The 15,166-nt window shown below is 56.3% G+C and carries 15 protein-coding genes; 8 read left to right on the top strand and 7 right to left on the bottom strand.

The window, feature by feature from the left end; all coding sequences use genetic code 11:
* The first annotated feature begins 3 nt into the window (after window positions 1–3).
* From DS901_RS10470 to DS901_RS10455, 4 genes are all read left to right on the top strand, one after another.
* Window positions 4–726, top strand: coding sequence for a 16S rRNA (uracil(1498)-N(3))-methyltransferase (locus DS901_RS10470; protein ID WP_113776895.1), 723 nt, complete (start codon window positions 4–6; stop codon window positions 724–726).
* Window positions 723–1,562, top strand: a complete 840-nt coding sequence (locus DS901_RS10465) for a GNAT family N-acetyltransferase (protein ID WP_113776894.1) — start codon at window positions 723–725, stop codon at window positions 1,560–1,562. The genes DS901_RS10470 and DS901_RS10465 overlap by 4 nt, the downstream gene beginning before the upstream one ends.
* Entirely contained in the window at window positions 1,555–2,073 is a 519-nt protein-coding gene (locus tag DS901_RS10460; RefSeq protein ID WP_113776893.1) for a hypothetical protein, read from the top strand. Before DS901_RS10465 ends, DS901_RS10460 begins: the two co-directional genes overlap by 8 nt.
* A 62-nt stretch (window positions 2,074–2,135) precedes the next feature.
* Window positions 2,136–3,506 carry a glutamate--cysteine ligase gene (locus tag DS901_RS10455; protein ID WP_113776892.1) on the top strand — a complete coding sequence of 457 codons (1,371 nt, stop codon included), beginning with the start codon at window positions 2,136–2,138 and terminating at the stop codon, window positions 3,504–3,506.
* Window positions 3,507–3,551: 45 nt separating this feature from the next.
* On the opposite strand, the gene DS901_RS10450 is transcribed toward DS901_RS10455, so the two are convergent.
* The 7 genes from DS901_RS10450 to DS901_RS10420 all read right to left on the bottom strand — a co-directional run bounded on the left by DS901_RS10450 (window position 3,552) and on the right by DS901_RS10420 (window position 8,808).
* Window positions 3,552–3,914 (bottom strand): DUF805 domain-containing protein, encoded by a 363-nt coding sequence (locus tag DS901_RS10450; protein ID WP_113776891.1) that lies wholly within the window; start codon window positions 3,912–3,914, stop codon window positions 3,552–3,554.
* A 145-nt stretch (window positions 3,915–4,059) separates the two neighbouring features.
* The gene (gene plsY, locus DS901_RS10445; protein ID WP_113776890.1) at window positions 4,060–4,671 is read right to left on the bottom strand and encodes a glycerol-3-phosphate 1-O-acyltransferase PlsY; all 612 of its coding nucleotides are present in this window, start codon (window positions 4,669–4,671) and stop codon (window positions 4,060–4,062) included.
* Entirely contained in the window at window positions 4,671–5,951 is a 1,281-nt protein-coding gene (gene pyrC, locus DS901_RS10440) for a dihydroorotase (protein ID WP_113776889.1), read from the bottom strand. Before pyrC ends, plsY begins: the two co-directional genes overlap by 1 nt.
* Window positions 5,948–6,475 carry an aspartate carbamoyltransferase catalytic subunit gene (locus DS901_RS10435; RefSeq protein WP_113776888.1) on the bottom strand — a complete coding sequence of 176 codons (528 nt, stop codon included), beginning with the start codon at window positions 6,473–6,475 and terminating at the stop codon, window positions 5,948–5,950. The genes pyrC and DS901_RS10435 overlap by 4 nt, the downstream gene beginning before the upstream one ends.
* Entirely contained in the window at window positions 6,472–7,029 is a 558-nt protein-coding gene (locus DS901_RS10430) for a hypothetical protein (RefSeq protein WP_113776887.1), read from the bottom strand. The genes DS901_RS10435 and DS901_RS10430 overlap by 4 nt, the downstream gene beginning before the upstream one ends.
* Window positions 7,026–7,985, bottom strand: a complete 960-nt coding sequence (locus DS901_RS10425) for an aspartate carbamoyltransferase catalytic subunit (protein WP_113776886.1) — start codon at window positions 7,983–7,985, stop codon at window positions 7,026–7,028. Before DS901_RS10425 ends, DS901_RS10430 begins: the two co-directional genes overlap by 4 nt.
* 52 nt (window positions 7,986–8,037) lie before the next feature.
* Window positions 8,038–8,808 carry a hypothetical protein gene (locus DS901_RS10420; RefSeq protein ID WP_113776885.1) on the bottom strand — a complete coding sequence of 257 codons (771 nt, stop codon included), beginning with the start codon at window positions 8,806–8,808 and terminating at the stop codon, window positions 8,038–8,040.
* A 103-nt stretch (window positions 8,809–8,911) separates the two neighbouring features.
* Here DS901_RS10420 and DS901_RS10415 point away from each other — a divergent pair, with 103 nt between their 5' ends.
* From DS901_RS10415 to DS901_RS10400, 4 genes are all read left to right on the top strand, one after another.
* Window positions 8,912–9,691: a uracil-DNA glycosylase gene (locus tag DS901_RS10415; RefSeq protein WP_113776884.1), complete on the top strand. Its 780-nt coding sequence runs from the start codon at window positions 8,912–8,914 to the stop codon at window positions 9,689–9,691.
* Window positions 9,688–10,221, top strand: a complete 534-nt coding sequence (gene moaB, locus DS901_RS10410) for a molybdenum cofactor biosynthesis protein B (protein ID WP_113776883.1) — start codon at window positions 9,688–9,690, stop codon at window positions 10,219–10,221. Before DS901_RS10415 ends, moaB begins: the two co-directional genes overlap by 4 nt.
* 67 nt (window positions 10,222–10,288) lie before the next feature.
* Window positions 10,289–11,746: an efflux RND transporter periplasmic adaptor subunit gene (locus DS901_RS10405; protein WP_113776882.1), complete on the top strand. Its 1,458-nt coding sequence runs from the start codon at window positions 10,289–10,291 to the stop codon at window positions 11,744–11,746.
* A complete protein-coding gene (locus tag DS901_RS10400) occupies window positions 11,746–15,159 on the top strand; it encodes an efflux RND transporter permease subunit (protein ID WP_181820836.1) in 3,414 nt (1,137 codons plus the stop codon). Before DS901_RS10405 ends, DS901_RS10400 begins: the two co-directional genes overlap by 1 nt.
* The last annotated feature ends 7 nt before the right edge of the window (window positions 15,160–15,166 follow it).

Raw genomic sequence — 15,166 nt, 5'->3', positions numbered from 1 at the left:
CCTATGGCTTCCAAGGTTCGACTTTATGTAGATCACCCGTTGGGTGAAGGGCAATCAGTTCCGCTGACCCGCGACCAAGCGCATTACCTGTTTGGAGTGATGCGGCTGGGCGAGGGCACGGTTTTATCGTTGATAAACAATCGTGATGGTGAATGGGATGCCGAGATCGTGAAGGCTGGTAAAAAAGGCGGCATATTGTTGTGTTCGTCTCAGACACGCCCGCTCCAGGCTCCGCCTGACCTATGGTTGATCTTCGCGCCGATCCGCAAAGAGCGCACGGCCTTTATCGTCGAAAAAGCGGTCGAGATGGGCGCGGCCCGGATTACCCCGGCGCAAACTGATTTTACTCAAGGGGCCAACCGTATCCGGCAAGATAAATTGCAAGCCCACGCGGTCGAAGCGGCAGAACAATGCGGCGGGACGTTTGTGCCTCCGGTTGATGATTTGCAAAAGCTGGACCGGCTATTGGCGAATTGGCCAGCGGACAGGCAGTTGATGTTTTGCGATGAGGCCAAGATCGGCGAACCAACCGGGCTCCCTGATATCTCGGGCCCTTGGGCTATACTTATTGGCCCCGAAGGTGGGTTTTCCCCTGCCGAGCGCGAAAAATTGCATGCGCTGCCCTATAGCCATCCTGTGAGCCTTGGCCCGCGAATTTTGCGTGCAGATACGGCTGCGGTTGCTGCGTTGACGATCTGGCAGAAGGCTTTGGGGGACTGGGTGTGATCCGCGCGCGCCACGAGGATCGCGCAGCTATCGAATCGTTTCTGACCGACCACATCGCGACGTCTATGTTTCCACTGTCGAACCTGCGTGACCACGGTATGGCAGGTGGCCATCCGCGTGCGGTGACATTTTGGGTGCGGTGGAAGGCGGGGAAAATCACCGATGTTGTGACCGTAACGGACGAAGGTTTCGCGTTTCCGCAATGTCCGACATGGCCGTGGGGCGAGGTGCGGGTTGTTTTGGCAGGGCAAGCGTTGACCGGCATTTTGGGTGATGCGGGGCAGGTCGTGGCATTACGCGATGCGCTAGGGTGGACAGCATCCGCGGATATTGATGAAATTGAGCCGCTTTACCAATTGAAGCTGACGGACCTGCGGCTGCCAGATTGCACGGGCTACGCATTGCGGCCTTTGGCAGAAGCGCCGCGCGATACTTTGCAGGCGTGGCGCGTGTCCTATCTGAATGAAACAGGGGTCTATCCGGGCGAAAGCCCCGAAGTGACTGCAACGAAACAAATCGCGGAGTATATCCAACGTGACAGCCACCGAGCGCTGTACCGTGGCAACCAGCCGATTGGCATGACCGGGTTTAACGCGCAATTGCCGCAAGTTGTGCAAATTGGCGGTGTCTTCACACCAGATGAATTTCGCGGCCAAGGGGTTGCGCGGCGGGCTGTTGGGCTCCACCTAAAAGAAGCGCGTGAAAACGGTGTGAAGGACGCAATTCTTTTTGCGGCAAGCGACATTGCTGCACGCGCGTATGAGGCGATTGGTTTTGAAAATATCGGCGCCTTTGCAATGATGATTTATAGGGACCCACAGGTGATCCATGTCTGACTTTTTCCGCCCCGAAGTGCGCGCTTTACTCTGGCGCTGGCGCGATGCGCTTGCTGGGCTTGCGCTGATTGCGCTGGGCCTATGGTGGGGCTTGCGGGCATTTGGGGCTGTGCAGTGGTTGGGGTATGTCGTGATCGTCGGCGGGATCATCTTGACCGCCGCAGGCGTACAGCGCGCCCGGTTCCGCCAAGATGGCATTGGGTCGGGCGTTGTGCAGATCAACGAACGGCGCTTGTCGTATTTCGGGCCGTTGGATGGCGGCGTGATTGACGTGGCTGATCTGACCAAACTAGAACTGGATCCAAGCGCGCACCCTGATCCCAATTGGGTTCTGACAGGCGTTGGCGGGCAAACCCTGTCGATTCCGATCAATGCGACTGGGGCAGAGGCATTGTTTGATGTCTTTGCCGCTTTGCCTGAAATTAAAACAGGAGATGTTTTAGATGTGCTTTCACGCACACCTGATGCGCGCGTGACGATTTGGGCGCGTGTGCGTCCTCTCTTGCATTGACAGCGGGCTTGCAGCAAGTCACCGATAGTAATTCTGATAGATCGCAAGCACGGAGCGCGCCTATGTCCATTCCTCAGTCCGGTGGTGGCCCAATCGAAGATCATGCGCAGCTCGCGCAGATGTTGTCCGACGGCTGTAAGCCCAAAGATCAATGGCGCATTGGCACAGAGCATGAGAAGTTCGGCTATTGCCAAGATACGCTGCGCCCGCTGCCTTATGATGGGGAACGCTCTATCAAGGCAGTGCTGGAAGGGCTAGAAGCCCGGTTTGGCTGGAACCGTGTTGAGGAAGAAGGCCATATCATTGGCCTCACCAAAGACGGTGCAAACGTCAGCCTAGAACCGGGTGGCGCGTTGGAACTGTCAGGTGCCCCGCTTGAGACGATTCACCAAACCTGTGACGAGGTGAACACCCATCTGGCCGAGGTGAAATCAGTCTCGGATGAAATCGGCGTGAAATTCATCGGTCTGGGCGCGGCGCCAGAATGGTCACACGACGAAATGCCCTTGATGCCCAAAGGCCGCTACAAGCTGATGGACGCCTACATGAACAAGGTTGGCACGATGGGCACCGCGATGATGCGCCGGACCTGCACGGTGCAAGTGAACCTTGATTTTGGGTCCGAAGCGGACATGGTCAAGAAAATGCGTGTGGCTGTTGCATTGCAGCCCGTTGCTGCCGCACTTTTTGCAAGTTCGCCGTTTTTTGAGGGCAAGGTTAACGGCCACAAATCATGGCGTTCACGGATTTGGCGCGATTTGGACGCGTCGCGGACGGGCATGATTCCGTTCGTCTTTGACGAAGGGTTCGGGTTTGAGGCTTGGGTGCAATGGGTGCTCGATGTGCCGATGTATTTTGTCTACCGCGATGGAAAATATATCGACGCGCTGGGCATGTCATTCCGCGATTTCTTAAAGGGCGAATTGCCCGCGTTGCCCGGCGAAAAGCCGCAATTGTCGGATTGGGCGGACCACCTAACAACCGTCTTCCCCGAGGCGCGGATGAAGCAGTTCATTGAAATGCGCGGTGCGGATGGCGGCCCGTGGCGGCGGCTATGCGCGTTGCCTGCTTTCTGGACCGGGCTGACCTATGATCAAACGGCGCTCGATGCGGCGTGGGATCTTTGCAAAGACTGGACGGCGGAACAACGCGAAGCCTTGCGGGTGGCAGCATCTGTGGATGGGCTGCAAGCGCAGGTCGACGGCATAAACATGCATGACCTCGCCCGCGAAGTCGTTGCGATATCAGATGCCGGGCTGCAAGCGCGTGCGCGCCCCGGTGCCGGCGGCTTGGTTCCCGATGAAACACATTTTCTAAATGCGCTTCATGAAAGCATCGAATCCGGCAAAACCTTGGCTGATGAATTGCTGGACCACTACAATGGCGATTGGAACGGCGATCTGAAACGGATTTATGGCGAATATAGCTATTAATCACACCGCAGGCGGCCAGACCGGGCAACCGATCTGGCCAAAGTGTTATTCTGCCGGTTGTTCACCAAATTGGTTTGCGCCTTCGGTGCCTTCGAAATAGCATGTGTAAAGCAGCCACAGTGCGCCCAGCAGTGGGATTAGGCCAACAAGTGCAAGCCAACCTGTCATGTCACGATCGTGCAAACGGCGCACGGTGACGGCCACCGATGGTACTACGAGTGCAAGCGAGACAACCGTTGCGACGATGCCAAGGCCTATCATCCCAAAGATGACCGATGCCAATACATTGACGACAATGCTGAAGACGATGAATGTCCAAAATTCCGTGCGACCGGCACGGCCCGCGAAATCAGCATATTTTGTTGTGAGGGTTTTTTTGACGAGCTCGAGCGATGCGTTAAAGTCCATAATCTTCTCCGTGTTTCATTGATTGCCCGCAATTGTCGTATTTTTGAATCATGTTCAAGCGGCAACACGGCCTTGTGATGCCCTCATGAACGGTAGGCGGAATACCGCTTGTCCGCGGGGCGTGTTCTCTTGCGAAGCGTATACGTTAAGCGCTTTTTGCGCCGATCTTTGTTTCGGAGCCCGCGCGTAGCCGTTTGATGTTTTCAGCGTGTCGTAGGTACATCAGCAAGCATAAAATAATCGCCAAAATAAAGCAGGTTCCATAGCCGGTGAAGGCCATGACAACAGGCATCCAGCCCGCCGCGACAAGCGCCGCCAATGATGAATACCGGCTGATCAGCGCGACGACCAACCAAATTCCGCAGGCAGCCAGCCCCATAGGCCAAGCCAGTGCCAGCAAAATACCGATATAAGTCGCGACGCCCTTGCCACCCTTGAACCCTAGCCAAACCGGGAAACAGTGCCCCATAAATGCGGCCAAAGCGCCGATTTGCGCGGCGTCTTCGCCTGCAAATGCGCGTGCAATCAGCACGACAATCGCGCCCTTGGCGGCGTCAAACACCAGCGTGAGCGCAGCGGCCGTTTTATTACCCGTGCGCAGGACGTTGGTCGCGCCAATATTACCTGATCCGATGTCGCGCAGGTTTCCAAGGTTCATCACGCGGGCCATGATCATCCCGCCTGAGACTGATCCAAAAAGGTAGCCAATGACAGCCCAAAGACCCAAGATCAGATAAGAACTTTCGATTGAAGGCATTATGCTTTCTCCCAGATGCGGTCGCCATCGACCCAAGTTCCCAGCACTTTGCCTTGCATCCGCGCGCCGTCAAAGGGGGTATTTTTCGATTTCGACAAAAGCTGTGACCGATCCAGTTGAAACGGTGCATCCGGATCAAACAGGATCAAATCAGCGGGCGCACCTGCTTGCAGTCGTCCAGCTTCCAAGCCCAAAACCCGCGCCGGGTTCAGGGTGAGCGCCCGGAACAGCCGGGGTAGGTCGATCATTTCTGCATGGTACAGACGTAGCGCAGCAGGAAGCAATGTTTCAAGCCCGACAGCGCCGCTTGCGGCTTCTTCAAAGGGCAGGCGTTTGCTTTCTTCATCTTGTGGCGTGTGCATGGAACTGATCACGTCGATCAACCCATCGGCCACGGCTTGGACAACGGCGATCCGATCGTCTTCGCTACGCAATGGTGGCTTGACCTTAAAGAATGTCCGGTAGTCCGCGACATCCATTTCATTTAGCGTCAGGTGGTGCACGCCAACGCCTGCGGTGATATTCAGCCCGTTGCGTTTAGCGCGTTCTAACGCGGGCAGCGCACGCGCGGTGGTGATCTGGCTTGCGTGATAGCGCGCGCCGGTCATTTCCAGCAGTGCAATATCACGGTCGAGCGCCATGCGCTCAGCCATTGGCGTCACGCCGGGCAAGCCGCGCAAAGATGCAAATTTTCCCGAAGTAACGGCGGCGCCCTTGGACAGACCCGGGTCTTGGGTATGGCCGATAACAAGCGCATCAAGGCTGCGCGCATAGGTCAGCGCGCGGCTGAATACTTTGCTATCTGTCACGACACGGTCCGCATCGGAAAACGCGACGGCCCCAGCGTCTTGCAAGAATCCGATCTCTGTCATCTCGCGACCTTCGCGGCCCTTTGTCAGCGCGGCCATCGGTAGGACATGCACGGGCGCGTCTGCCTGCGCGCGGCGTTCCACGAATTCAAGCGTTTCGGGCGTGTCAATCGCGGGCAATGTGTCGGGGCGGGTCACAATTGTGGTTACCCCGCCTGCCGCAGCCGCACGCCCCGCAGAACGAAACGATTCCTTGTGGCGTTCGCCGGGTTCAGACACCTTTACCCCAATGTCGATGATCCCAGGGGCCAGACATTTGCCGCTGCAATCAATAACCTGCGCGTCGCCTGCATCTGGATTGGTGTCAAATACCTCGGCGATCCTGCCGCCGCGCACCAGTAACGCGCCCAGCGTATCAGTCAGCGCAACAGGGTCTATAAGACGGGCATTGATAAATAGGGTATCGGTCATTTCTGGTCCTTTTGGACGGATCGCAGCAAGGTCAGAACCTCGCGCGCATCGTGGATAAGTTCAAAGCCGATTGGTACGGTGTAGGTGCTGTTCTTGCCGCGTTTGGTTTCACTTGCAAACATAACGGAAGGGATCGGATCATCGCGTAGTTCAATGGGGGTATCTGCGGTGATCGGGTATGATTTCAGCTTTTTACCAACCACCGGCAATTCAGTGGCGATAAATGCGCGGCGGTTGGTCAGTGTGTACCATGTGCGGCGACGCTGAAATGATGGGAAAAAAATTGGGCCGACGATGATAATCACGCCAACCGTAAAATGAATCAATCCAAACGTCCAAAATAACCCACCCGCCGAAGCGGCCATAACCATCCAAAACAGTGCGAAGCCCGCAAAGACCAATCCAAACAGTGTGGAAAAGATCATGGAAGGTCTGAATGCAAAGCCGGGACTAGGACGCCCTTGCCAAACGATTTCTTCGTCGGTGTCTAGAATGCCGTCCCATGCGCTACCGTGTTGTGTCATCCGGCGATCCATATCATCATGGCGACAATCAAGAACATGACGACCAAGGCCGCCGTTGCGACCATGCCGCTCATTCTTGCGTCTGATTTGGGGGGCTGGGGTTGGGGTAAGACCCCTTTTGCGGCCTCGGTTTCTATCTTTTGCACCGGATGGATTGATGGAGACGCGCTATACCGCCCGACGAACCGCAATGGGGCTTTGGGCGCCAATGTCTGGTCTTTCAGCGCGTCTGAAAATACCAATAAAACATGACCAGTGATCGCTGCGAGCATTGCTGTTTCAGGGTTCACCTGCGCCGGGTTCATGCCGTTGGCGTCGGTCAGGTATTTTGCGAACCCGTAGTCGCGGATTGTTTCGGTGTCGAAGACTTCGATGAAATCGGTGTCGATATGCGCAAGCCCCAGTGCAGCAACCAGTGGTGAAATCGGGGCATCATCATCGCTATATTTTTCTTCTTTGAAATTCGCGATTTCTTCGGCGGGCAGATCAATCGCAAAGACCCAGACGACCTTTTCATGGGCACGGGCCGGGGCGAATGCGTCTAGGGCAATCATACCATGACACCTTGGGTGTCTGCGCGGGCCGCACGCAGGTTTTGCGCCAAAAGGTCCATCGCGGCCATGCGCACGGCGACGCCCATTTCGACCTGTTCTTGGATCACGGATCGGTTGATATCGTCTGCAATCGTGCCGTCAATTTCAACACCGCGATTCATCGGGCCGGGGTGCATGACAATGGCGTCGGGCTTGGCGTGCGCCAGCTTGGCCGCATCCAGCCCGTAACGGTGGAAATATTCGCGCTCTGACGGGATAAAGCCACCGTCCATACGCTCTTTTTGTAGTCTGAGCATCATCACAACATCGACGTCTTTCAGCCCTTCTTCCATGTCCTCAAACACTTCGCAGCCGAACTCATTCATGCCCGATGGCATAAGTGTGGGCGGGGCGATGAGACGGATACGGTTTTCCATTTTCCCGAGCAGCATGATGTTCGAGCGGGCGACCCGGCTATGCGCAACATCACCGCAAATCGCGATAGACAGGCGGTGCAATCGTCCCTTGGCGCGGCGAATGGTCAGCGCATCCAATAGCGCCTGTGTCGGGTGTTCATGTTTGCCGTCGCCGGCGTTCAGCACCGCGCAATTCACCTTTTGCGCCAGCAAATCGACAGCACCCGAATGTGGATGCCGGACCACCAGTAAATCAGGATGCATCGCGTTCAGCGTCAGCGCCGTATCAATCAAGGTTTCACCTTTTTTGATCGAAGAGGCCTGCATCTCCATATTCATCACATCCGCGCCCAAGCGTTTGCCCGCGATTTCGAAACTGGCTTGCGTGCGGGTCGAATTTTCAAAGAACATGTTGATCTGCGTCAGCCCAGCCAAGACATCGCGGTGCGCTACGCCACGACGGTTATGATCCGCATAGCTGTCAGCCAAATCAAGCAGCGTCGTGATTTCCGTGGGGTGCAGATGTTCGATGCCCAAAAGATGTTTTGCGCGAAATGTCATGAACGGTCCCCTATCACGGTTTGCACCGCTTATAGCAGGCCGGGTTGGCGCATCAATGGTCAGTCGGGCATTGGAGATGTGTTGGGAGTTCGCCAAGATACCAAGGAACCATGAATTGGTTTTGGTAATAGGACCAATTGCCATACCGGGTAGCATCACCTGATCCAATGACAAGGACAGCATGAGCGGACCAATCGCCTTTATCCAACGTAAAAAACGTGAGGTCTTGCGGGCTCTCAGCGAAACGCTTGCTTTGGTTTAGATAGATACAGAACGGTGCGTCACCAGCGGCCGCGTGAGCTGAGGAGTAAACTTGTTTTGGGTAGGTCGCATTGAAAAACGCCAGCGCCGCGCAACCCGTCGCCATGCCGCAGAAATAGAATTTGGATAGGCCGCGCAAGCGAAGAAACGCCAGTGGCAAAGCGGACAGCAAAATAAGAACTGCATGAATAATATAGGCGTTGGTGCCTGCGGTGATCGACGCGCCGATGAAGCCTGCGATGCAACCGATCACAACCCCGTTTGCGATATGTAGGATGTAGGTTGCTGGGTGATCAAGCCGCAACGTCATGTTGCGTTGACGATGCGCGTGAAAAAAGAACCTCCCTAAGAAGACGGCACCAAGCATGACGGCAGCAGACAAAAGTAAAAATGCGACGACAATGTCGGCAAAGTTGCTGTTTCGCCCGAGAAGAGGCGGCGTTGCTATGATGAATGCGCCGTACCCAAGGGTGATAAAGTTAAGCCATGCCCATACCCAGCGCCAAGGAAGCAGAAGAACTGGGGCGATTAACATAGCGTAAAAGAATAAGATTTTGTCCATAGGTGCCGTTTGATGTCCTGTTTACGCAATCGATGAGCGGGCTTTGCGCAGATTTCACACAAGCCCCTGCACATCCTCTGCATTCACGCGTAGTCTAGGGCTCATGGATTCGGGTAATACATATTGGGATGACCGCGCGCTGCTGGAATGGCAGGTGGAGCTGGGGGCGGATGATGCCATTCAGGACAATCCTGTGGATCGATATGCGCTTGAAGCGGCCAAGCCGAAGCCCAAAGTTGAGACAGCTAAATCACCGCCTCCGCCGCCAGAACCTGTTAAGGTCGATGCTGTCGCCGAGGCCCGTATCGCCGCAAAAGGTGCCGTCGATCTGCCCGCGCTTGCAGCCGCCCTGCAAGCGTTCGAACATTGCGAAATCAAACGCGGCGCGCGGTCTTGCGTGTTCAGCGACGGCAATCCCGCCGCGCGGGTGATGATCGTGGGCGAGGCGCCGGGTCGCGAAGAGGACCGCGCAGGCAAGCCATTTGTCGGACCTGCGGGGCAATTGCTGGACAAGATGCTTGCCGCAATTGATCTGGGCCGCGCGCACGAAGACCCTGCACGAACTGTCTATATTGCCAATGTCATGCCATGGCGCCCGCCGTCGAACCGCGCGCCAGACCCCGCTGAAATCGCGATGATGCTGCCCTTTCTTGAACGGCACATCACCTTGGCCAATCCCGATTTTGTGGTGCTGATGGGAAATACGCCCTGTCAAGCGCTGTTAGGGCGCACAGGTATCACGCGAATGCGCGGGACATGGACCGAAATCTTGGGCAAACCCTGCCTGCCCATGTTCCACCCCGCCTATCTGTTGCGCAACACGTCTGCCAAACGCGAAGCGTGGGCGGATTTGTTAGATTTGAATGCGAGGCTTAAGTCATGAGCGATACCGCTGAATTTATCCCCGTTCGTATCGCTGTGCTGACGGTTAGTGACACGCGACGGTTGGCGGATGATAAATCAGGTCAAACCCTTGTGGGCCGGATCTCGGACGCTGGGCATCAGGTGGTGGATCGCAAGATTATCGCGGATGAGCGGGCGCAGATCGCGGATCAGCTGCGGGCATGGTGTGCGGATGATGGCGTGGATGCGGTGATTTCGACCGGGGGGACGGGCTTGACCGGGCGTGATGTCACCGTCGAGGCGCACCGCGATGTTTATGAAAAAGAAATCGACGCCTTTGGCACGGTCTTCACGATCGTCAGTATGCAGAAAATTGGGACAAGCGCTGTGCAAAGCCGGGCGACTGCGGGTGTGGCCGAAGGCACGTATCTGTTCGCTTTGCCGGGCAGTCCGGGTGCTTGTAAGGACGCTTGGGATGAAATTTTGTGCAAACAGCTCGACTATCGGCACCGTCCTTGTAACTTTGTCGAGATAATGCCGCGATTAGACGAACATTTGCGACGCAAGTAGATATGCTTGCCGTATAAGTAGGAATGCGTTTGCGCCGTTTCGGGTGGCGCTGGTCAAGGATATATATATGCGGTTTTTGCGTCGAAGCCTCACCGGGGTCTTTTTGCTGTCAGTCACGCTGGCGGTTTTGGCTTGGGCGGGTAGCTTGGTCAACGGGGCTGTGCAAGTTCGCATGGGGCAAGAGCCGCGTAGTTTCCCGCAGCGAGAGCGCGTTTTGGCAGTCAATGTTGCGACGTTGACGCCGCAAACGATCACCCCTGAAATGACTGCGTTTGGCGAACTTCTTAGCCAGCGCCACCTAGACTTGCGTAGCGCGACGGGCGGTATCGTGCAGGAAGTTTCAGACGCGCTGATTGATGGCGGAACAGTATCCGAAGGCCAGCTTTTGCTGCGCATTGATCCCACCGATGCAGAGGCCGCTTTGAACCGCGTGCGTGCCGATTTACAAGATGCCGAGGCAGAGTTGCGCGACGCTGACCGCGCGTTGATCTTGGCCGAAGATGAATTGACCGCCGCAGAAGAGCAATCGGCGCTGCGCGATCAGGCGCTGACACGCGCGCAAGATTTGGCAGGGCGCGGTGTTGGGACCGCCGCAGCGGTGGAAACGGCCGAATTTACCGCGTCGTCTGCGCAGGCCGCTGTTTTGACCCGACGGCAAGCGGTGGCATCGGCGCAGGCACGTATTGATCAGGCGACCACCAGTTTGGCCCGTCAACAAATTAACCTGTCAGAGGCAGAGCGCGATCTGGCCGATACAGAAATATATGCGCCTTTTGACGGGCAATTGTCGAATGTGACCGTCAGCCTTGGCGGTCGTGTGACGGCGAACGAGCTTTTTGCGCAATTGGTTGATCCAACGCAGCTAGAGGTGTCATTCCGTGTTTCGACCTCGCAATATGCGCGGTTGCTTGATGCACGCGGCCAGTTGGCGCAAGCGCCCTTGCGGGTTGCACTGGATGTTGCTGGGCTTGATCTCACGGCTGCGGGCCAAATCACCCGAGAAAGCGCCGCAGTGGCGAGCGGTCAAACGGGTCGTCTTCTGTTCGCGACACTGGACACCGCCGTCGGGTTTCGGGCCGGCGATTTTGTGACCGTTCGCATCGACGAACCAGCGCTTGAAAACGTCGCTCTCGTGCCCGCAACCGCAGTGGCCGCCGATGAAACGGTGTTGTTGATCGGCGATGAAAACCGTTTAAGCGTTGGGCAAGTTGAATTGCTACGCCGTCAAGGGGACGACGTGATTGTCAGCTTGGGCGACTTCGCTGGGCGTCAAATCGTTGCGGAGCGCTCTCCGCTTCTTGGGGCGGGGATCAAAGTGGACCCAATTGCGCCGCCCGGTACCGAAACGGTGGCTGCAGCCCCTGAAATGATTGTGCTTGATCCCGAACGCCGCGCCCGGCTTGTCACCTTTGTTACCGAAGGACGGATGCCCGACGAGGTCAAAACCCGGATATTGGGGCAGCTCGAACAAGATAAAATTCTGTCTGAAACTGTTGAGCGGCTTGAAAGCCGGATGGGCAGCTGATGGTAACCGGGGGCGAAGACATGACAAATCGTGCGAGCGGCATTCTGTCGTATTTCACGCGCCACCGCACGGCGGCGAACCTTTTGTTGGTATTGATGCTGACCGCCGGGCTTTTGGCGCTCCCCAAAATGCGGGCGCAATATTTCCCAGATGTTGTGGTTGATGACTTGAACGTTTCGGTGACGTGGTCAGGCGCGGGCGCAGAAGATGTCGACACGGCAATTGTTCAGGTATTGGAACCGGCACTTTTATCTGTTGAAGGGGTCACCTCATCGACATCAACCTCTGTCGAAGGGCGCGCGACGATCCAGCTTGAATTTGAACCGGGGTACGACATCGATCGCGCGGCAGAAGATGTCCAGCTTGCGGTTGATAGCACCAGTAACCTGCCTGCCGACGCCGATGATCCAACCGTGCGCCGCGGTGGCTGGTCGGATACGGTTACGGATGTTGTTGTCTCTGGCCCCGTCGGGGTCGATCAATTGGCCCGGTTCTCGGATGAATTAGCGATACGTTTGTTCGCACAAGGCGTCACCCAAGTATCCGTGCAAGGCGTCGCAGCCCCTTCGACAATCGTCGAAGTTCCGTCACTATCGTTGATCGAACATGATATAGGGCTTGCCGATATTGCCGCGCGGATCGCCGAGGAAGCAGAAGCCGATCCCGCGGGCGATGTATCCAGCAATGCGCGGGTGCGCACAGGCGTTGCAAAACGCAGCGCCGATGACATCGCAGCGATTGTTTTGCGCTCTAACGCTGACGGATCACAGCTGACGATTGCAGATGTTGCAACGGTCCGGGTCGAAGGGACTGATCGCGAGCGGGCTTATTTCGTTGGCGATGACCCGGCGATCAAGCTCAAGGTTACGCGGTCGGCACAGGGTGACGCGATTGAGCTACAAGCCACGGTGCAAAAAGTCGCCCAAGAGTTTATGGCATCTTTGCCCGCAGGCGTGAAAATTGACCTCACCAACGGGCGTGCCGAACTGATCAGCGCGCGGCTGGAAATCTTGATGAAGAACGCAGCCAGCGGACTTCTTTTGGTCGTCGCATTGCTATTCTTATTCTTGAACGCGCGCACCGCACTTTGGGTTGCGGCTGGTATCCCCGTGGCGATGCTGGCAGCGGTCGCGCTGATGTATGTATTCGGTATTACGTTTAATATGATTTCGATCTTCGCGCTTATTATCACACTTGGGATTGTCGTCGATGATGCGATTGTTGTGGGCGAACACGCGGATTTTCGGGTGCGCCAACTGGGCGAAACGCCTGTCGTCGCGGCCGAGAATGCGGCGCGGCGGATGTTTACCCCCGTGCTTTCGGCCACTGTTACGACGATTATCGCGTTTTACGGGCTGACCATGATCGGTGGGCGCTTTGGCCAGTTTATCATGGATATTCCGTTCACGGTGGTCATGGTATTGGCCGCAAGCCTTGCGGAATGTTTTCTTATTCTGCCAAACCACCTGTCACATAGCATCGGCCATTCGGCGAAAGATCATTGGTATGATATCCCTTCGCGCATTGTGAACCGCGGGTTTGTTTGGTTCCGCGAAGTGCTGTTTCGTCCCTTTATGGGGTTTGTGGTTTGGGCGCGTTATCCGGTGTTTGCTTTGGCGCTCTTGACGCTTGCCTCACAGATGGCGCTCTTCATTCGTGGTGACGTCAGCTGGCGGTTCTTTAACGCCCCAGAGCAAAGCCAAGTCACTGGGAACTTTGCGATGCTGCCGGGGGCGACACGCGAAGACACCATGGCGATGATGCGTGAAATGCAGCGCGCGACGGAGGCTCTTGGTGCGCAGTATGAAGCTGAACATGGCACAAACCCGCTAAAGTTTGTCGCGGCTGAAATTGGCGGCAACGCCGGGCGCGGGTTGTCGGGGTCCGACACCAAAGACGCCGATCAGCTTGGGGCGATTACGATTGAATTGATTGACCGCGATAGCCGCCCCTATTCCAGCGCTAGTTTTGTAAGTGCCCTACAAGAGAGCATCCAACAGCATCCAATGGCCGAAACCGTGAGTTTCCGCAGGTTCCGTGGTGGTCCGGGCGCCGATGGTCTGTCCATTCAAATGTTCGGATCAGACAGTGAAACACTCAAAGCAGCCTCCGAAGCGCTCAAGACAGAGCTGGCTCAGTTTGGTGAGATCTCCGGGCTTGAAGACACGCTGTCTTACGACAAAGAAGAAATGATCCTAGAACTGACCCCGCAAGGGGAACGGCTCGGGTTGAGCATTGATGGGCTTGGCACGATTTTGCGCAACCGGCTCGCAGGGATTGAGGCGGCGACTTATCCCGATGGCACGCGCTCTGCCACCATTCAGGTCGCTTTACCTGATGATGAGCTTTCCGCAGATTTTCTAGACCGGATGCAAATCAGAACGGCCGAAGGTGCCTATGTGCCGCTGGCGGACGTTGTGACCGTGCAAACGCGCACCGGGTTTTCAACGGTCCGTCGTGAAAATGGGATCCAGCTGATCGCGGTGACAGGTGATCTGGATAGCGACGATGCGGCGCGTGCGACTGAAATTCAGACGCTGATTAACGAAGATATCCTACCGCGCGTCGAAAGTAATTTTGGAATTGAGACCGAACTGTCCGGGCAAAGCGAACAGGAACGTGCGTTTTTATCCGATGCGAGAACGGGGCTGATTCTCGCGCTTTTGGGGATTTACCTGACGCTAGCATGGATATTTAGCAGCTGGACCCGCCCATTGGTGGTGATGTCGATCATTCCTTTTGCGCTTGTCGGCACGATTTACGGACATAATGCATGGGGTATTCCCATGAGCATGTTCACTGTGATCGGTTTGATTGGGATGGTGGGGATCATCATCAACGACAGCATCGTATTGGTGACGACAATTGACGAATACGCCGAAAACCGTGGTTTGATTCCGGCCATTGTGGATGGCACAGTTGACCGTTTGCGCCCTGTGATGTTGACAACGCTTACAACCGTCTTGGGGCTTATGCCGTTGCTTTACGAACAATCCACCCAAGCCGAATTTTTGAAACCGACGGTGATTACCTTGGTCTTTGGCCTCGCGTTCGGGTTTGTTCTGGTATTGCTGGTGGTGCCCTCTGTGATGGCAATGCAAGCGGATTTCCAGCGCCAGATTGCTGCGGCCAAACGGGCGTTGCGCGGGCGACGTATGGCGATGTTTGTGCCCGCGGGGCTTGGGGCATTGGGCGCTGTCGGGTTGTTCGCGGCGTTGGTTGCACCGGTTTTGGTCACCGGGGTTGCCTGGCCACCCGTAACTGTGGCCCTGCCAATGCTGGCGGATGCAGGATTCGGTTTGGCGTTTGGGGTCTATGTGCTGGCAGTGGTTGTTTTGCTGGTCGGAATTTATGCGATCGGTATGATCGTCGCTGGGTTCCAGAGCGGGCGGGCCGTGGCGCGCCGCTCATGATTTGTAC

The sequence above is a fragment of the Loktanella sp. D2R18 genome, assembly GCF_003318235.1.
Taxonomy (GTDB): domain Bacteria; phylum Pseudomonadota; class Alphaproteobacteria; order Rhodobacterales; family Rhodobacteraceae; genus Yoonia.
The sequence above is the reverse complement of the archived record's forward strand: the minus strand, read 5'-3'. Positions and strand labels throughout refer to the sequence as shown.